The sequence below is a fragment of the Pseudomonas sp. 5P_5.1_Bac1 genome (assembly GCF_025466015.1).
Taxonomy (GTDB): Bacteria; Pseudomonadota; Gammaproteobacteria; order Pseudomonadales; family Pseudomonadaceae; genus Aquipseudomonas.
In genome coordinates, this window is sequence record NZ_JANLNX010000060.1 from 1 (window position 1) to 17,803 (window position 17,803).

The 17,803-nt window shown below is 63.6% G+C and carries 14 protein-coding genes and 1 tRNA gene; 7 read left to right on the forward strand and 8 right to left on the reverse strand.

Annotated elements, in window-relative coordinates; translation table 11 throughout:
* The 3 genes from NTD82_RS14610 to NTD82_RS14620 form a co-directional block, all read left to right on the forward strand.
* Positions 1–757, forward strand: a 757-nt coding sequence (locus tag NTD82_RS14610; RefSeq protein ID WP_262129214.1) for a PepSY-associated TM helix domain-containing protein, incomplete at its 5' end; no start/stop codon positions are given.
* Position 758: 1 nt separating this feature from the next.
* Positions 759–1,088, forward strand: a complete 330-nt coding sequence (locus NTD82_RS14615; RefSeq protein WP_262129215.1) for a DUF3325 domain-containing protein — start codon at positions 759–761, stop codon at positions 1,086–1,088.
* Positions 1,089–1,308: 220 nt separating this feature from the next.
* Positions 1,309–2,121: a type II toxin-antitoxin system HipA family toxin gene (locus NTD82_RS14620; protein WP_262129216.1), complete on the forward strand. Its 813-nt coding sequence runs from the start codon at positions 1,309–1,311 to the stop codon at positions 2,119–2,121.
* Here the strand turns inward: NTD82_RS14620 and NTD82_RS14625 are convergent, their stop codons facing one another.
* Positions 2,122–3,597, reverse strand: a complete 1,476-nt coding sequence (locus tag NTD82_RS14625) for a methylenetetrahydrofolate reductase C-terminal domain-containing protein (RefSeq protein WP_262129217.1) — start codon at positions 3,595–3,597, stop codon at positions 2,122–2,124.
* Positions 3,598–3,814: 217 nt separating this feature from the next.
* Here NTD82_RS14625 and metE point away from each other — a divergent pair, with 217 nt between their 5' ends.
* Entirely contained in the window at positions 3,815–6,112 is a 2,298-nt protein-coding gene (metE, locus tag NTD82_RS14630; RefSeq protein ID WP_262129218.1) for a 5-methyltetrahydropteroyltriglutamate--homocysteine S-methyltransferase, read from the forward strand.
* 178 nt (positions 6,113–6,290) lie between these two features.
* On the opposite strand, the gene NTD82_RS14635 is transcribed toward metE, so the two are convergent.
* The 7 genes from NTD82_RS14635 to NTD82_RS14665 all read right to left on the reverse strand — a co-directional run bounded on the left by NTD82_RS14635 (position 6,291) and on the right by NTD82_RS14665 (position 14,668).
* Positions 6,291–8,759, reverse strand: a complete 2,469-nt coding sequence (locus tag NTD82_RS14635; RefSeq protein WP_262129219.1) for a TonB-dependent siderophore receptor — start codon at positions 8,757–8,759, stop codon at positions 6,291–6,293.
* A 118-nt stretch (positions 8,760–8,877) separates the two neighbouring features.
* A complete protein-coding gene (locus NTD82_RS14640) occupies positions 8,878–9,825 on the reverse strand; it encodes a FecR domain-containing protein (RefSeq protein WP_262129220.1) in 948 nt (315 codons plus the stop codon).
* Positions 9,822–10,334 carry a sigma-70 family RNA polymerase sigma factor gene (locus NTD82_RS14645; protein WP_262129221.1) on the reverse strand — a complete coding sequence of 171 codons (513 nt, stop codon included), beginning with the start codon at positions 10,332–10,334 and terminating at the stop codon, positions 9,822–9,824. The genes NTD82_RS14640 and NTD82_RS14645 overlap by 4 nt, the downstream gene beginning before the upstream one ends.
* Positions 10,335–10,530: 196 nt before the next feature.
* Positions 10,531–10,607, reverse strand: a tRNA-Met gene (locus NTD82_RS14650).
* Positions 10,608–10,700: 93 nt separating this feature from the next.
* On the reverse strand, positions 10,701–13,124 hold the full coding sequence (locus tag NTD82_RS14655; RefSeq protein WP_262129222.1) for a TonB-dependent siderophore receptor: 2,424 nt from the start codon (positions 13,122–13,124) through the stop codon (positions 10,701–10,703).
* Between the two features lie 93 nt (positions 13,125–13,217).
* Positions 13,218–14,150, reverse strand: a complete 933-nt coding sequence (locus NTD82_RS14660) for a FecR family protein (protein WP_262129223.1) — start codon at positions 14,148–14,150, stop codon at positions 13,218–13,220.
* Positions 14,147–14,668 carry an RNA polymerase sigma factor gene (locus NTD82_RS14665; protein WP_095158678.1) on the reverse strand — a complete coding sequence of 174 codons (522 nt, stop codon included), beginning with the start codon at positions 14,666–14,668 and terminating at the stop codon, positions 14,147–14,149. Before NTD82_RS14665 ends, NTD82_RS14660 begins: the two co-directional genes overlap by 4 nt.
* Before the next feature lie 146 nt (positions 14,669–14,814).
* Between NTD82_RS14665 and NTD82_RS14670 the strand changes: the two genes are divergently transcribed.
* The 3 genes from NTD82_RS14670 (at position 14,815) to NTD82_RS14680 (ending at position 17,727) form a co-directional block, all read left to right on the forward strand.
* Positions 14,815–16,023 carry an MFS transporter gene (locus NTD82_RS14670; protein ID WP_262129224.1) on the forward strand — a complete coding sequence of 403 codons (1,209 nt, stop codon included), beginning with the start codon at positions 14,815–14,817 and terminating at the stop codon, positions 16,021–16,023.
* A 100-nt stretch (positions 16,024–16,123) separates the two neighbouring features.
* Positions 16,124–17,488: a diguanylate cyclase gene (locus NTD82_RS14675; protein ID WP_262129225.1), complete on the forward strand. Its 1,365-nt coding sequence runs from the start codon at positions 16,124–16,126 to the stop codon at positions 17,486–17,488.
* 95 nt (positions 17,489–17,583) lie between these two features.
* Complete coding sequence (locus NTD82_RS14680) at positions 17,584–17,727, forward strand: hypothetical protein (RefSeq protein ID WP_262129226.1); 144 nt, start codon at positions 17,584–17,586, stop codon at positions 17,725–17,727.
* Positions 17,728–17,803: the final 76 nt, after the last annotated feature.

Below are 17,803 nucleotides of genomic sequence, written 5' to 3' on the forward strand. Positions count from 1 at the left end.
GGAAAAGGCCATGGGACCGCTGTCCGGGCTGTCGATCCAGAACCCCGGACGCAGCGATGCGCGCATCGAAGTCCGGCCGATTCTCGGCAACCGCATCGAACTGACCAAGGGCCAGAGCATGGTCTTCGACGGGGTCAGCGGCAAGGTGCTGCGCGCGCCCGCCGAAAGCCGTCCGAGCCTGCTGACGCAGCGCGTGATGTCCGGCATGCATTTCGCCCAGTTCGGCGGTTACCCGATGCGCTGGCTGTACTTCCTCTGCGGCCTGGCGAGCTGCGCCATGATCGCCACCGGCCTGGTGCTGTTCACCGTCAAGCGCCGGCGCCGGCACGACAGCGAAGGCGCCCTCGGCGCTCTGCTCTATCACGTTGCCGAGCGACTCAACGTTGCCGTGGTGGCCGGTCTGTCGCTGGCCTGCATCGGCCTGCTCTGGGCCAACCGCCTGCTGCCGGTGGAACTGGCGCAGCGCGGCGGCTGGGAGGTGCGGGTGTTCTTCCTGATCTGGCTGGCGACCCTCGGCCACGCCATCGTCCGGCCATGGCTGCGCGCCTGGCAGGAGCAACTCGGCCTGGCGGCGCTGCTATGCCTGACCCTACCGCTGCTGAACTTCCACACCGTCAACCGTGGCGACTTCATCCTCCTGGAAATCACCACTGTCCTGATCGGCGCCGTGCTCGGCGGGTGCTGCTGGAAACTCGGCCAACCGCCCAAGGAACGCCCCGTCCGACGCGCCGCGAGCGCCAGCCTGGAGGTGAATTGAGATGAGCATCGCGTTATCCACAGGTGTGCTGCTGGCCTACAGCGGCATGTTGGCTTTGTGCCTGGGACTTGAGCGGCACTTCAAGCAGGTGTGGCAGCGCGTCCCCTCGCTGATGCTGCGCCGTGTGCTGCGGGTTGGCGGTTGGCTGGCGCTGTTGGCCAGCTTCGCCGCCAGTGTCGCGGCCTGGGGCTGGGCGATGGGGCCGATTGGCTGGTTCGGGCTGATCTCGTTGGCAGGGCTGGCGCTGGTGCTGTTGTTGCCGTATCGGGCGCGGACGGCGGTGTGGTTGGCTGTTGCGGGGTGGCCGTTGTTGGGTGTGGCGTTGGTCTGACGCCAGTGCCGGAAACGTCAGGACCGTATGACAAACCGATCCGGTTGTTTTCTGAAGACAGGCCGTGAATGGCGGAGAGATTTTTCCCTCAGCACTGCACGCCAACGGTCGTCTTCGCTGGCGCTCTTCAATGAACCGCTCTCCTTTCTCAGTGATAAGAAATCTAGTCAAAAAACCTGTTTTAAGCGCTTTTTGACTAGATTTGCGTCCATTGGATTGCTTGGTTGCACTCTTTCGTGTTGGCACTAGCGCGGGTGGGGCGCGGGCCAAAGCCATCATCGCCCTCAACGAGCGCGGTGAAATCCGTTCCGGCCAGGTGAAGGCGCCGCCGGGTTACAGCTATTGGCTGCTGAAATTCGATGTCGCCAAGCACTCGGACCTGTTGGCCGACAGCCAGGGTTACGGGCGCATCGAATACGCCTACTACCTGATGGCCAGGGAGGCCGGGGTGCTGATGAGTGAATGCCGGCTGCTGGAGGAGGGCGGGCGTGCGCACTTCATGACCCGGCGCTTCGACCGCACCGACGAGGGCGAAAAAATCCACATGGCGACCCTGTGCGCCCTCGACCATGCCGACTACAAGAAGCCCGGCGAATACTCCTACGCCGAAGCCTTCGCGGTCCTGCGCTCACTGAAGCTGGGGCGGGAAGAAGCCGTGCAGTTTTTCCGGCGGATGGTGTTCAACGTCATCGCCCGCAACCAGGACGATCACACCAAGAAGATCGGTTTTCTCCTCGACACCGACGGCACTTGGTACCTCTCGCCGGCCTATGACGTGACGTGGTCGTATATGCCCGGCAACTTCTGGGTGGGCAGCCATCAGATGAGCATCAACGGCAAGCGCGACAATTTTGTCCTGGATGATCTGCTCGCGGTGGGCAGCCAGGTCAGGGGCATGAACGCGAAGCAGATCATTCGCGAGGTGCACGACGCCGTGGTGCGCTGGCCAGAGATTGCACGGGGTGTGGGGGTGGCCGAGGTGACGGTCGAGACGATTGCAAAGTCGCATCGGTTGTATCTGGGCGTTGAATGATCACGGCGCCATGGTTGTCACGGATTCCCGAGAAGGCACTGGCGGAGTCTGCACCTCGAACCACTGCGGCCACGAACTCTGATGCCGCCCAGCCACTTCCACGCAGGGAATCAGCCGCTCGGTCAGCACCGCCGTTTGCCCGACCGCTTTCGCCGTGCGGTACTTGATGCTGTGGATGCATTCCCGGTCGCCAAACTCGCAACGGTTGAGCCGAGTGCCGCCGCAAGGACCGTTGGCCAGGCCTTTGGGGCAGGTTTCCGGGCAGGTGTAGAGCGTGTCTTCCAGGCGGCAGCGGCCGCAGGTGTCGCACCCCACCAAGGGTCTTTTCAGGCTGCGCTCGATGCGGTGCAGCCAGCGGGCCCCCGTACTCGTTGACCACAGCGGTCGCTGCACGGCCCAGCCGAAAGCGCGGCTCAGCAGGGTGGTGCGGCTGAACAGTTGCGTGTGAAAACCGGACAACAGGTGATAGCGGAGCGTTTCCGTGCGCGAGGCGCTGACCCGCGACTCGCCTGCGCGCCAGTCCATGCCCGGCGGATGGAACGTCACCGGCGGCACCCCCGGCATGTGCCAACTGGCGGCCCAGGCCGGCGCCCATTGCTCCGGCGTGTGGATCTTCGCCTCCCAGTGATCGAGCGCCTGTTCCAGCGCCTGCAATTGCCGTTCTTCGTGGATGCCGGAGAGGTGGATACCCGCATAGCCGATCAATCGCAGCCCGATGATCTGCAGCGCCAGCCGCTCGACGCTGCGGGCCTGGGCATGCTCTTTCGAGACGGCTTCCTCGGCAGCCATCAGCGCATGCATCGACGGCGAAACCGTGACCCCGGCGACCTGTTCAAGCATCTTCGCCCGCCCACGGGTGAGGCTCATGATGCAGGCCAGTAGCGGCTTCGGTGAGGGTTGTCGGCTCATCCAGTCGAAGGCTTCGCGGAACTTGTCCATGTCGAAACCCAGTTGCAGGGTCATGAAATCCGCGCCCGCGGCCAGCTTCTTTTCGGCCTTGAAATACTGCGCGCCGCCTTCTTCCTCGCGGTACTTGAACGGGTTGAGGGCGGCGCCGAGCAGCCAGTCCGGGCGCGCCTGGCGAACGATCTGCAACGCCGGCACCGATTCCAGGTAGCGCACCGGCTGTTGGCCGGGTTCGTGGCCCGGCAGGCGGTCGCCGGTGAGCATCAGCAACTGGTCGAGACCGAGGGCGTCCATCCGTTCCAGTTGCGCCAGCAGGTCGTGGCGCTCGCGGTTTTTGCCGGAGAAGTGCAGCAGGGCGGGGACGGGCTGGGTGAGGGTGGTGAAGGCCTCTTCGGGCGACAGGTCGAACGCGCTGCCCACGCGATCGCCAATGGCCGCGACCATCGGCCAGCCGCGGAACATGCTACGCGCCATCACCTGCTCGAACGCGGCAAAGCGCTGCGGCTTGGGCACGAACTCCATGACGCACACGAACTGCTGTTGCCGTAGCGCCTGTTTCAACACATTCATGATTTCTCGTTACCCGCGGGGGCTGACCGTGCGGCCATTCTGAGCCAAGTTGGCGGCGAGCCCATGCCCGAGACCGTACGAAACTGCTTTGAAAAAGACATTCCCGCAAAATTGAACATGAGGGAATCTCTAGACCATCGTTAAGAAAATGAGTTTGTCTCATTTTAGGCAAGTCCCGACAATTCCCTCATTCACTTTTATGTTGAGGGAACTGCAAATGGCTTTGGCACATAACCTGGGCTTTCCACGCATCGGACGCGACCGTGAACTGAAAAAGGCACAGGAAGCCTTCTGGAAAGGCGAACTGGATGAAGACGGTCTGCGCGCCGTTGGCCGCGACCTGCGCGCCAGCCATTGGCAGGCGCAGAAAGACGCCGGTATCGAACTGCTGCCGGTCGGCGACTTCGCCTGGTACGACCAGGTGCTGACCCACTCGCTGACCTTCGGCGTGATCCCCGAGCGCTTCCGCAGCCATGGCGATGCCAAGCCGACCCTGCAGACCCTGTTCGCCATGGCCCGTGGCGTCAGTGGCGGTTGCTGCGGCGGCGCCCACGCCCAGGAAATGACCAAGTGGTTCGACACCAACTACCACTACCTGGTGCCTGAGTTCGGCGCCGACCAGCAGTTCGAACTGAGCTGGGAGCAACTGTTCGACGAAGTCGCGGAAGCCCAGGCGCTGGGCCATGCGGTCAAGCCGGTGGTGATCGGCCCGCTGACCTACCTGTGGTTGGGCAAGACCAAGGGCGTCGAGTTCGACAAGCTCGATCTGGTCGATCGCCTGCTGCCGCTGTATGACCAGATTTTCAATCGCCTGGCCGAGCAAGGCGTGGAGTGGGTGCAGATCGATGAGCCGATTCTGGTCCTCGATCTGCCACAGGATTGGAAGAATGCCTACGAGCGCGTTTACAACATCCTGCAGCGGGCGCCGCTGAAGAAAATGATCGCCACCTACTTCGGTAGCCTGGAAGACAACCTCGGCCTGGCCGCCAATCTTCCGGTGGAGGGTTTGCACATCGATCTGGTCCGCGCGCCGGAGCAGTACCCGACCATCCTCGACCGTCTGCCGGCCTACAAAGTGCTGTCCCTGGGCGTGGTCAACGGCCGTAACGTCTGGCGCTGCGACCTGGAAAAGGCGCTGGACGTCCTGCGTCACGCGGCTGCTCGTCTGGGCGACCGTCTGTGGGTCGCGCCGTCCTGCTCGCTGCTGCACAGCCCGGTAGACCTGGGCCGCGAAGACAAGCTTGATGCCGAGCTGAAAAGCTGGCTGGCCTTCGCCGTGCAGAAATGCCAGGAAGTCGCTGTGCTGACCAAGGCCGTCAACGAGCCGGAAGCCGCTGATGTGATCGCCGCCCTGGCCCAGAGCCGCGCGGTGCAAGCCAGCCGCGCCGCCTCGCCCCGTATTCACAAGCCGGCGGTACAAGCGCGTCTGGCAGCGATCAAGCCGGCTGACAGCCAGCGCCTTTCAGCCTTCGAGCAGCGCATCGCCAAGCAACGTGCCGGACTCGATCTGCCCGCGTTCCCGACCACCACTATCGGTTCTTTCCCGCAGACTTCGGCGATCCGTCTGGCGCGGCAGTCCTTCAAGCAGGGCAAGCTGACCGAGTCCGATTACGTCGAAGCGATGCAGAGCGAGATTCGTCACGCCGTGCAGATCCAGGAGCAACTGGGCCTCGACGTGCTGGTGCACGGTGAAGCCGAGCGCAATGACATGGTCGAGTACTTCGCAGAGCAGATCGACGGGTATGTCTTCACCCGCTTTGGCTGGGTGCAGAGCTATGGTTCGCGCTGCGTAAAACCGGCAGTGATCTTCGGTGACCTGAGCCGTCCGAAAGCCATGACCGTCGAGTGGATCCGCTACGCGCAGGGCCTGACCGACAAGGTGATGAAGGGCATGCTGACCGGCCCGGTGACCATGCTGATGTGGTCGTTCCCGCGGGAAGACGTGAGCCGGGAAGTCCAGGCGCGCCAGTTGGCCCTGGCGATCCGCGATGAAGTGGTGGACCTGGAAGCCGCCGGCATCAAGATCGTGCAGATCGACGAAGCCGCCTTCCGCGAAGGCCTGCCACTGCGCCAGAGCGCGTGGGGGCACTACCTGGACTGGGCGACCGAAGCCTTCCGCCTGTGCGCCTCCGGTGTGCGTGACGACACCCAGATCCACACTCACATGTGCTACAGCGAGTTCAATGATGTGATCGAATCGATCGCCGCGATGGACGCCGACGTCATCACCATCGAGACCTCGCGTTCGGACATGGAACTGCTGGAAGCGTTCGAGAAGTTCGACTACCCGAACGAAATCGGCCCGGGCGTCTACGATATCCACTCGCCGCGCGTGCCGACCAAGGAAGAGATGGTCAAACTGCTGCGCAAGGCGGCGAAGCGGATCCCGGCCGAGCGCCTGTGGGTCAACCCGGACTGCGGGCTGAAGACGCGGGGCTGGCCGGAGACGGAGGCGGCACTGGTGAACATGGTGGCGGCGGCGCGGGAGTTGCGGGGGGATAAGGCGCTGGTCTGATTTGTCTTTGTTGGCCGTATGCCGAACCGCAGCGATGAGCATGGGTATCTACGCATCTTGCGGGCAAGACGCGGAACCTGTGGGAGCGGCCCATCGCGAGCAAGCTCGCTCCCACAGGATCCTAGCCTCAGCCGCCTGCTGCACCTTGAACGATTCGATCAGCCACTGGACGGTGGCCTTAAAGTGACCAGCGCACAGTCATCATGGCATTGCGTGGTTCGCCATAGACGTTGAAACCGTTCCACGTATTGCTGTTGATGCTCTGGTAGTACTTCTTGTCGAACACGTTGTTGACGTTCAAGCGCAGGTCGACATTTTCCGAGACTTTGTACCCCGCCATCAGGTCGACAATGCGGTACGCCTTCTGCTCGATGCGGTAGCCACTGCCCTGGTTGTAGATGGTGTTCTGAGCCGTGATGCCGCCGCCGATCCGCCAGCGCTCGAGCGCACCCGGCAGTTGGTACGTGGTGCTGGCCTTGAGCAGATGGCGGGGCAAGTCGCTGGCGAACAGCCGACCTTCGTTATCCGGGTTGGCATCCTTGCGGTATTTGGCCGAGTTGTAGGTGTAGCCGGCTGCCATTTGCCAGCTCTCGGTCAGGGCTCCGGTGACTTCCAGTTCTAACCCTTCGCTGCGCACTTCACCTGATGCCCGGTAGCAGGAAATACCGGCCGGTGCCTGGCAGACGCCAGGGGTATTGATGACAGACGCACGATTTTCCTGATCGATACGGAAGATCGCCGCACTGGCGTTCAAGGCGCCATTGAGATATTCGGCCTTGATGCCGGCTTCGTAGTTCTTGCCAACGATCGGCTTGATCGCTTTGTTATCGGCATCCACTACACCCTGGGGCGTGAAGATGTCGGTGTAGCTGACATACACCGAGTAGGTGTCGTTGAGGTCGTAGATCAGGCCGGCGTACTTGGTCAGGTTGCGTGTGACGTCGTACTGGCTGGATGTCGGGTTGACGCCGGCGATGTTGCTGGAGTTCTCGATCTCGTAGTCGTACCAGTCCAGGCGTCCGCCAAGGATCAGGTGCAGCGGGTCGGCCAGGCTGAAACGGCCGGTGATGTAAGTACCGGTCTGTTCGGTTTCGCTCTGTTGTTGCCAGGCGCCCATGTTGAACGCGGGGATGGGCGTGACGTGGGGGTTCCAGTTGTAGATATCGATATTCGACGCCGAGCGAACCGTGGTGCCGTTGCCTTTGAAGTTTTCTTTGCGGCGGCTGGCGCCGACCACCAGTTCATGTTCCCGGTCGAAAAGCTGGAAAGGACCACTGGCAAACATGTCGTAGCTGGTCTGGTCGTTGGTGTACTTGAACTTGCCGGTCATCTGGTCGAAGGTGCCGTCGGTCGCGCCCGCAGTCGCATAGGAGGCCAGAAGATCAAGCTTCGACCACATCCTGGTGGCTGCCATGCGTAGCTTCCAGCCGTTGTCGAAGCGGTGTTCCAGTTCGCTGAAGAGGCTGTTGTTGTCCTGGTCCCAGCGGCCCCAGTCGTTGCCCAGGTAGGTGGAGCGCGACAGGTTCAGATCACCGCCATCGCTGGCAGTCGGAACGCCGCCCCAGGAGGTGTTGTTGTTGAGGTTCTGGTTCGAGGCGCCCAAGGTCAGGGTGGTGCTATCGCTCAGGTCCGCCTCGCCAATCGCGTAGAACAACGCGTGCTCTTTGTTCACCACATCCTGGACACTGTCTTTGACTTGATAGCTGGTTACCGCACGCCCGCGCAGGCTGCCGCTGTCGTTGAGGGCGCTGGAGGCATCCAGTTCGCCACGGTAGTTGTTCCAGGTCCCGGCGGTGCCGGTAACGCTGACCTGGGTGTCGCGGGTTGGCCGTTTGCGCACCAGGTTGATGGCGGCTGAAGGGCTGCCGGAACCGGTCATCAGGCCAGTGGCGCCCCGCACCACTTCGACCCGGTCGAGCATGGCGGTGTCGGCGGCGGCAATGGTGTCGCGGGCCGTGTAGCTGGACACCGTGGTCGGCAGGCCGTCGTACATGATGTTGTCGACCTGAAAGCCACGGGCATAGTAGGTCGGGCGCTCGGGGCCGTCTTTTTCCACGGTGACCCCGGGCACGTCTTTGATCACGTCGTGCAGGTCCTGCATGCCCCGGTCATCCATGCGCTGGCGCGTGACGACCGAGACTGATTGTGGCGTCTGGCGCATCGTCAGGGCCAGTTTGGTGGCGGTCTGCATTGGGCCGGTAGTGTAAGAGCCAGTACCTTCAGTTGTGGCCCCCATTGCTGCGCCGTTGATGTTGGTTGCACCGAGTTCCAGCGTCGAACCGCTTTGCGCTTTGACCAGGCTGTAGCGTCCCGTCCCCTCCTGGCGTGCCTGCATCCCGCTATTGGCCAGCAGCCGTGCGATGCCCTCATCGAAGGAATATCGACCTTTGATACCCGCCGTCACCAACCCTTGGGTTTGCGTTGAGCCAAACGACAATGTCACGCCGCTGGTTGCCGCGAACTGGGTGAGCGCGACATCCAGTGGTCCGGCGGCGATGTTGTACTCGATTTGCTCACTGGCCTGTTGCGCCCAGGCGGGGAGGGCGAGGGTGGTGGCGCACAGGGCCCCGCCGAGGCTGATGCTCAACAACCTGGAATGAAGGCTCAGCCGCAAGGCGGTTTTATTCAGGGGACGTGGGTGGCTCATGCATGACTTCCTATGCCGTTGCAGTAAAGGCGGCTGATGGACCGCTCTACTGATGAGCCGAACGAAAAATGGAATCGGCAAGACGAATCATTCGCTTGTCTGCAAGCAGGGTTTGCGCTTACGGCTCGACCCGCGCCCAGTACCTCGAGACATGGCGCACCTTCACGGGTAGCGAAACCGGCAGGTTGGCCAGGACACCCTCGATATCGTCCAGGCGGAACGCACCGGAAATTCTTAAATCGGCGACTTCATCAGCGCACCCCAGATAGCCGGGGCGGTAACGCGCCAGTTCGCGGATAAAGTCCTCCAGGCGCCAATCGAGGGCCACCAGCAAGCCTTGCGTCCAGGCGCTGCTGCCAGCTTTGGACGGGCGCAGGCTGCCGATCTGGGAGGCGCCAAAGGTCAGTGCCCAGCCTTCTTCTACCCGTTGCACGAGGTGGGGGGTGTCGCGGGTGCTGACTTCGACCGCGTGCTTTTCAACCTCGACGGTGCTGAAGCCTGACAACAGGCGTACATCGAAGCGAGTGCCCAGGGCGAGCACCCTGCCGTGGGGCGTCTGGACTGACAACGGGCGCGACGGTGACTGGTCGGATGCGGTAGTCAGCAGGATTTCGCCCTGGCGCAGAAGGATCAGCCGCTCTCGTGCGGTGTAGGCGATATCGACTTGGGTATCGGTGTTCAATGCCAGGCTACTGCCATCAGGCAGCGTTACTTGCCGTCGCTGCCCGGTGCGCGTAGCGAAGTCTGCGCTGTACGGGGAGCTGCGATAGCCGGCGAAGGTTGCCGCGCCAGCAGCCAGCAACACCAGCAGCTTGAGACCTTGGCGCCGTTGTACGCCCATCCGGGACAGCACGGGCAAGGCGACATCCCGGGGAACGCCGCGTAGTTGTTGCTGGAGCTTTTCGACCTTGGCCCAGGCGCTGGCATGCTCGGGGTCAGCGGCAAGCCATTCTTGCCACGCGAGGTGCTGGGCAGGGCTGACGTCGGTGTCGTTGAGCGTCAGGTACCACTGCACCGCCGTTTGCAAGTGTGCCTTGGCGGGCGGACGTGCAGGAGGGGCGTTCAATCGTCCATCAACAGGATGCATTGCATCAGCGCCTTGCCCAGGTGGTTCTTTACCGTGGTCACCGACAGGCCCAACTGCTTGCCGACCTGCACATAGCTGAGGCCTTCGAGTTGGACCATGAGGAAGATCTGCCGGGTTCGCATGCCCAGGCCGTCGAGCAGACGGTCGATGGCCAACAGCGATTCGATAATCATGTGGTAGGTTTCCGGGGACACCTGAAGTGACTCCGGTCGCGCGGCCAGCACTTCCAGATACGCCAGCTCAAGGGCCTTGCGCCGTGCCTTGTCAATCAGCAGGCCGCGGGCGATGGTCACCAGGTAATGGCGTGGCTCGCGCAGGGCAGGCATTTGGCGCAGGGTCAGCATGCGCATGAAGGTATCTTGCGCCAGGTCCGCTGCATCGGCGCTATTGCCGGTGCGGGTGCGTAACCAGCCCTTTAGCCAGCCGTGGTGCTCGCCGTAAAGATGCTCGATATCCAGTGGTGCTGACGTGTTGATCCCGGCGTCCATGAGAGTGATCGCTGCAAATGATAATATGTCTCATTATTTGCTATGTGACGATTTATGACAATCGGCTATCCGCTCATTGGCGGGGGCGAACGCAGGGGGATACAAGGAGGGGCTGACAGTCGGACACAAAAAAGCCCGCGCAAGGCGGGCTTTTCTGTTTGCCTCAAAATCGCTTTCGCGACTTCGGGGCGGGGTATGGTGGCTACACAGGGACTTGAACCCCGGACCCCAGCATTATGAATGCTATGCTCTAACCAACTGAGCTATGTAGCCAAGTGGCGCGCATTATTCGCCTGAAACGAATATCTGTCAACACTCTATTTCAAAAAATTTTGCGCGCTATCAACCGCTTAGCCGAATGCGGCGTCAGAAGTCGTATTTGAAGCCGGTCATGAGGCTGCGCGGCGTGCCGTAGTTGCCGTAGCTGCTGGTCATGCTGAAGTATTTTCGGTCGAACACGTTGTCCAGGTTCACCGTCGCACTCAGGTGCTGGCTGATCTGGTAGCGCGCCATCAGGTTGGTCACGGCGTAGCTGCCCTGGGTGAAGGTGTGCAGGTCGCCGCCCACCTTGCTCTGCCAGTTCACGCCGCCACCCACCGTCAGTTTGTCCAGCGCGCCCGGCAGGCGGTAGCTGGTGTAGGTCTTCAGGCTGTGGCGCGGCAGGATGGTGTAGATGCGTTCGTCGTCCTTGTCCGTGGTGGTGGTGTAGACGTAACCCGCCGCCGCTTGCCAGCCTTCCGCCAATTCGCCGCTGAGTTCGAATTCCACGCCTTTGGAGGTGGTGTCCTGCTCGGCCGAGTACACGTTGTCGTGCTGCCAAATGGCGAGGTTGTCCTGCTCCAGCTTGAACACGGCCAGGCTGGAGTTCAGCTTGCCGTCCAGGTGGCTGCCCTTGATGCCGACCTCGTAGCCCACGCCTTCCATCGGGTCGAACGGTTTGTTGTCTTCGTCGCGGACCCACGAACCCTGCGGGCTGAAGATCTTGGTGTAGCTGGCGTAGACCGACCAGGTGTCGTCCAGGTCGTAGACCACCCCGGTGTACGGGATGAACACGCCGGTTTCCTTGCGATTGACCTCGGTCGTCTCCGCGCCGTAGGGCTTGTCCTCGGTGTCGCGTTTCCAGTCGATCACCCGGCTGCCGAGGATCAGTTTCAGGTCGTCGGTCAGGTTCAGGCGCGTGGTGGCGTAGGCGGCGTACTGGTTTTCTTTCATGCGCGATTTTCCGGATTCGGTGAATTCCGGTTTGAGCTGCTTGCCGTCCCAATCGAAGATATTGCCCACCGCCGCATCGGACGTGGCGTTGTAGTCATAGCGCCAGCCGCCCCAGCTCGGCACATGCTCGCGGTACTGCGACAGGGTCACGCCGGTGATCAGCTCATGCTCGCGCCCCAGCAGGCTGAACGGGCCGGTCAGGTAAGCGTCGAGGTTGTTCTGGCGCGGCGTGCCGGAGAAGCGCACAGGCAATTGCGACAGGCCGCTGCCGTCGGTATTCAGGTTGCCCATCAGGAAGCCGAACACCTCGTCGAACTGGTTTTCCGAGTGGCTGAACTCGACCTTGCCGCTCCAGCCGTTGCCCAGTTGATGTTCGATCGAGGTGAAAAAGCTGGTCTGCACGTGGTCGTTGTAGGACCAGGTCGGGGCGCTGTTGATCGACCGGCTCAGGTTGGTGCGCTCACCCGAGGCGAAGCGGGTGGGCAGGCCGGTGCGCAGGGGCGAGTCGACGTCGGTGCGCTGGTAGCTGAAGCCCGCGGTCAGCAGGGTGTCTTCGCTCAGGTCGAATTCGGTGATGCCGTAGAGCGTCTGGGCGTCGAGCTTGTAGCGATCGACCCAGGCGTGCTCGCTCTTGATGTCCGCCACCAGCCGCCCGCGCACGCTGCCGCTTTCATTCAGCGGGGCGGACACGTCGAAGCCGCTGCCGTAGCGATCCCAATTGCCGACCGAGCCGGTGATGCTCGCCTGGCTTTCATAGGTCGGGCGCTTGCGGATCAGGTTGATGGTCGCCGACGGGTTGCCCATGCCGCTGATCAGGCCGCTGGCGCCGCGGACCACTTCGACGCGGTCGTACATGGCCATGCTCTGGGTGTAGTTGTCCATGCGCGCGACGGTGGGCACGCCGTCGATTTCGTAGTTCTGCACCGCGAAGCCGCGGGACCAGTAGGCGTCGCTTTCGGCGCCGAGCCCGTCACGGGTGACGATGATCCCGGGCGTGGCTTCCAGCGCGTCGGACAGGTTGGTCAGGCGCTGGTCGTCGAGGCGCTGGCGTGTCATCACGGTCAGCGACTGCGGGGTTTCCTTCGGGCTGAGGTTCAGCCGCGTCGAGCTGCTGGAGGAATAGGTGGTGTACAGCCCGGTGCCTTCGGTGGTCGAGCCCGGCGCCTTGCCGGAAATACTCAGCGCATCCAGTTGCAGGCTGCCGCCGCCGAGGTTCACCGGCAGGTCGAGGAGGAAGCTGTTGGCATTGGGCTGGCTCAGGCGCGCGCCGGTGCCTGCGGTGAGGCCCTGGATCGCCTCGTCGGCGCTGAGCCGTCCTTGCACGCCGGGCGACTGAAGGCCGCCGACCTGGCTGCTCTGGTAGATCACTTGATAGCCGCTCTGCGCGCTGAACTGATCGAGCGCGTCGGCCAGCGGCTGAGCGCCGATGGTGAAGTCGAAACGCTGCGCCTGGGCTTCGCGGATGCTGGTCTCGGCGGCCTGCAAGGTGCCGGCCGGCAGCGCGGTGACCAGCGTCGCGGCCAGGATGGCGCGGGCCAATGGCAGGCGTTTGAAGGCGAAATCGAATGGGTACTGCATGTGTCCTCCCCTAGCACGCAAATGCTAATGCTTCTTATGTGGAGGTGTGACGCAGCAGATTCAGGAATTACCGGACGCTCGCGAAAATAATAATCAGCGCACGATCAGCCAGCGTCCGGCGAGGGAATCGGCGCGCAATTTCTGGCTGTTGAGCAGGGCGTCGAGGGCGTTGTCGGCCTGGTCGAGGTTGAAGCTGCCACTGACCAAGCGCTGTCCGGCAGCGGCGTCGAGCAGCAGCAAGGATTGGCCTTGATAGTCGGCCAGTCGCTGCAGGACCTCGCGCAGCGGCACATCGCGGACCCGCAACTGACCGTCGCGCCAGGCCAGCAGGCGTTCGGCATCCACCGCCTGCGGCGGATCGATCTGCTCGCCGTGCACCGTCAGGCGCTGGCCGGGCGTGAGGACCTGGGTTTGCGCGCCGGCGAGCACCTGCACCTTGCCGCTCTCCAGCACCACTTCATCGACCCCGTCGCCGCGCGCGACCGAGAACCGGGTGCCGAGTACCCGCACCTGGGCGTCATCGACGTTGACCACGAACGGCCGACCATCGTGTTTCACCTCAAGGAACAGTCGCCCCTGGCGCAGGTGCAGCGTTCGAATCGCGCCGTCCAGTTCGACATCCACCGCGCTGTTGCTGTCCAGGCGCAGTTGCGAGCCGTCGGCGAGGGTGAAGCTGCCGCGTTCGCCAGCGTGGGTGGCGTAGTCGCTGTTCAGGCGTTGCAAGGCCGGCCATTGCAACCAGGCGACACCCGCCGCCAGCAGCAGGCAGGCCGCGGTCGCCAGCCGAGGCCAGCGCTTGCCACGCACGCGCTCGGCCTTGCGCACCCGCCGCGCCGGCAGTTCAAGCACCTGCCACAGCGACTCGACTTCGGCGAACGCCCGCGCGTTGTCCGGCGCCTCGCGCCACTGCTCGAAAGCCTGCCGCTCGGCCGCGCTCAGGTCCTCGGCGCGCAGCCGGGTGAACCAGTCCAGCGCTTGTTGCGCGGGATCGGCGGCGAGGTCGGCGGGAGAGGGTGGGACGGTCATGACGATTCGGTCTGGTTGCGCGCATGCAGAGCGGCGGCTGCGCAGTGGCTCAAGGCTTTGTTCAGGTGGCGCTCGACGGCGCGATGCTCCAGGCCCAGTTTTGCGGCGATGTCCTTGTAGCTCATTTGCTCGACCCGGGCCAGCAGAAAAACCTCGCGGGTCGGCGAGGGCAGGCCGTCGATCAGCCGCTCCAGATGCGCCAGGGTGTTGCCCGCCACGGCGCTGCGTTCCGGGCTGGTTTCGGTGAGCAACTGTTCCAGCGCCTGCTCGTCATTGACCCCACGCACCTGGTTGCGGCGGGCGTGGTCGATGCTCAGGTTGCTGGCGATGCGGTACAGGAAGGCGCGCAGGTTGCCGACTTCGCCGCGCTCGCTGTGCATCAAGCGGATGAAGGCGTCCTGCAGCAGGTCGCTGGCGGTCTCGCGGCAGCGCGTGCGACGGGTGAGAAAGGCCATCAGTTCGCTGCGGTGGCGCTGGTAGAGCCCCGCCAGGCTTCGGTCTTCCTGATCCTCGGACATGCTGGGCGCCGCGCAGGTGAAATGAGCGGCGATGCTAGCGTTATTGAGAATTATTCACAAGCAGCCGTTCGGCAAAAAGAATAGTGCGCTTGCTAACGATTTCGCCATAATCGGAGCCTTTCCTGCCCTCCGATGGATGTTGTCCCATGTCCTCAAGTACCGCCGCGCCAACCGCGTCCGCTGCCAGCCAGAGCAGCCCGCTGGTGATGCGCATCATTGCCGCCTGCGCCTTGGCGCACCTGATCAACGACCTGATCCAGGCGGTGCTGCCGTCGATTTATCCGCTGCTCAAGGCCAACTATGACCTGAGCTTCGCCCAGGTCGGCCTGATTACCCTGACCTTCCAGATCACCGCCTCGCTGCTGCAACCGGCGGTGGGTTTCTACACCGACCGCAAGCCGATGCCCAACCTGCTGCCGCTCGGTACGTTGTGCACGTTGGTGGGCATCGTGATGCTGGCGTATGTCGGCAGCTTCGCGATGATCCTGCTGGCCGCCGGGCTGGTGGGCATCGGCTCCTCGACCTTCCACCCGGAAACCTCGCGGATCGCCCGGCTCGCCTCGGGCGGCCGCTATGGCCTCGCCCAGTCGACTTTCCAGGTCGGCGGCAACGCCGGTTCGGCGTTCGGCCCGCTGCTGGCGGCGGCGATCATCATTCCGTTCGGCCAGGGCAACGTCGTGTGGTTCGGCCTGTTCGCCGTGGCCGCGGTGATGGTGACCTACGGCCTGAGCCGCTGGTATCGCGAGCACCTGAACCTGTTCAAGGCCAAGGCCGGCCAGGCCGCGACCCACGGTTTGTCACGCGGGCGGGTGATCAGCGCGCTGGTGGTGCTGGGGCTGCTGGTGTTCTCCAAGTACTTCTACATGTCCAGCCTGACCAGCTACTACACCTTCTACCTGATCGAGAAGTTCGACCTCTCGGTGGGCAGTTCGCAACTGCACCTGTTCCTGTTCCTCGGCGCGGTGGCGGCCGGCACCTTCTTCGGCGGGCCGATCGGCGACCGCATCGGCCGCAAGGCGGTGATCTGGTTCTCCATCCTCGGCGTGGCACCGTTCACGTTGGCGCTGCCCTACGCGGACCTGTTCTGGACCAGCGTGCTCAGCGTGATCATCGGCTTCATCCTCGCCTCGGCGTTCTCGGCGATCGTGGTGTACGCGCAAGAACTGGTGCCGGGCAATGTCGGCATGATCGCCGGGGTGTTCTTCGGCCTGATGTTCGGCTTCGGCGGCATCGGCGCGGCGCTGTTGGGTTACCTCGCGGATATCCACGGCATCGAGTACGTCTATTACCTGTGCTCGTTCCTGCCGCTGCTGGGGATTCTGGCGATCCTGCTGCCGTCGACGAAGAAGCGCTGACAGGTCTGAAGCGCCACGTTACGCCGGATTTGCCCGGTTGGGCTCCGATCCAGTAACGTGGCGCTTTGCAATCTCCCGGTTGTTCTCCGAAGTAGCCCCTATGCCCAACGCCTCCGATCCTGAGCCACTCCCCGAAGCACAGGAAGTCCTGCGCCTGCGGGAAATCATCGCGCACAACTCCGACTGGCTCTGGGAAGTGGACAGCCAGGGCCGCTACACCTTCTGTTCCGAGCACAGCCGACAGATGCTCGGCTTTGCCCCGAGCGAGGTGCTGGGCAAGACACCGTTCGATTTCATGCCGCCGGACGAAGCCGCGCGGGTCGGGGCGATCTTCGGCGGGATCGTGGCCGAGCAACGTCCTTTCGCCGGATTGATCAACCGCAATATCCGCTCCGATGGCCGCCTGGTGGTGCTGGAAACCAGCGGCGTGCCGCTGTTCGACGCGCAGGGCACCTTCACCGGCTACCGCGGCATCGACCGTGACGTCACGCCCGGCATCGGCCCGCTGGACCGCCGCGAAGTGCAACTCGAAGCGCTGTACGCCGCGGCTTCCGTGGCGTTGGGCCTGGTGGACCGGCAGGGCGTGCTGGTCAACGTCAACCGTGCGCTCGGCCAACTGCTCGGCGGCGATGCCACGCAATTGGTCGGGCAACCGCTGCCCGCGCTGCTGCCCGTCGAGCAACTGGACCTGGCGCAGTGCCTCGCGGAACTGGAGCGCGACCAGGCGCTGGCGGACCGCGAACTGGACTGGAAGGGCCACACGTACCTGATGAAAATCCGCGCGGTGCGCGACCTCGACCACGAAGTCCTCGGCATGACCCTGGCCCTCAGTGACATCACCGAGCAATGCCTGATGCGCCAGGCCCTGGCCGAAAGCAATGCGCAACTGGCCCAGGCCAATGCCCGCCTGCAGGCCCTGGCCAGCGAAGACTTCCTCACCGGCCTGCCCAACCGCCGGCGCTTCGACGAAGCGCTGTTGCAGGAGAAGGCGCGCTCCCGCCGCGAAGGCCGGCCGCTGTCCCTGCTGATGGTGGATGTCGATCAATTCAAGGTGTTCAACGACCACTATGGCCATCAGGCCGGCGACGAGTGTCTGCGCAAGATCGCCATGTTGCTCGGCCAGTCCTTGCTGCGTCCGGGGGATCAAGTCTGCCGTTATGGCGGCGAAGAGTTCGCGGTGATCCTCCCCGACACCGACGCCCATGGCGCGCGCACCGTCGCCCGCGAGCTGTGCCAGGAAATCTACGACGCCAACCTCAGCCATGCCGCCAGCCCCATGGGGCGGGTGACCCTGAGCATCGGTTGCGCCAGCTACGACCCCGACCGCCCCGGCGACAGCGTTGCCCTGACCTCATTGCTCAGCGTCGCGGACCTCGCGCTGTACCGCGCCAAGCAAGAAGGCCGCAATCGTTTGGTGGTGGGAACGGCGCCTGATGAAGAAGCCTTGCCGTCGCGGCTGTCGTGACCCCGGCGCCATGCCCGACCAGTGGCTGATTGACGGCACCGAAGCCCATGGCCTAGAGTGCCGGCCCTTTCCTATCCCCTTGCTGTAGCCCGACCATGAACCGCGTCAACTGCCACCTCATCGCTCAACAGCCCGCCGTCCGGGCCGTTCGTCGTGACTGGCCGAGTGACACGGTGCTCAAGCGCCGGCGCAGCGTGCTGTTCGCCTTCACCTTCTCGCCACACACCATCGCCGCCTGACCTTCGCGGGCCGTCGTGGTCCGTTCGTCTTCTGTCATCGAGCGTGTTGCGCCCGCGCGTGAGCCCTTTGCCTCGC

What these genes read in the sequence shown, in the direction of transcription:
- NTD82_RS14670 (WP_262129224.1), top strand. Translation starts at nt 14,815, where the DNA reads ATGTCCTCAAGTACCGCCGCGCCAACCGCGTCCGCTGCCAGCCAGAGC.
- NTD82_RS14625 (WP_262129217.1), bottom strand. Translation starts at nt 3,597, where the DNA reads ATGAATGTGTTGAAACAGGCGCTACGGCAACAGCAGTTCGTGTGCGTC.
- NTD82_RS14645 (WP_262129221.1), bottom strand. Translation starts at nt 10,334, where the DNA reads ATGGACGCCGGGATCAACACGTCAGCACCACTGGATATCGAGCATCTT.
- NTD82_RS14665 (WP_095158678.1), bottom strand. Translation starts at nt 14,668, where the DNA reads ATGTCCGAGGATCAGGAAGACCGAAGCCTGGCGGGGCTCTACCAGCGC.
- NTD82_RS14655 (WP_262129222.1), bottom strand. Translation starts at nt 13,124, where the DNA reads ATGCAGTACCCATTCGATTTCGCCTTCAAACGCCTGCCATTGGCCCGC.
- NTD82_RS14660 (WP_262129223.1), bottom strand. Translation starts at nt 14,150, where the DNA reads ATGACCGTCCCACCCTCTCCCGCCGACCTCGCCGCCGATCCCGCGCAA.
- metE (WP_262129218.1), top strand. Translation starts at nt 3,815, where the DNA reads ATGGCTTTGGCACATAACCTGGGCTTTCCACGCATCGGACGCGACCGT.
- NTD82_RS14675 (WP_262129225.1), top strand. Translation starts at nt 16,124, where the DNA reads ATGCCCAACGCCTCCGATCCTGAGCCACTCCCCGAAGCACAGGAAGTC.
- NTD82_RS14680 (WP_262129226.1), top strand. Translation starts at nt 17,584, where the DNA reads ATGAACCGCGTCAACTGCCACCTCATCGCTCAACAGCCCGCCGTCCGG.
- NTD82_RS14615 (WP_262129215.1), top strand. Translation starts at nt 759, where the DNA reads ATGAGCATCGCGTTATCCACAGGTGTGCTGCTGGCCTACAGCGGCATG.
- NTD82_RS14635 (WP_262129219.1), bottom strand. Translation starts at nt 8,759, where the DNA reads ATGAGCCACCCACGTCCCCTGAATAAAACCGCCTTGCGGCTGAGCCTT.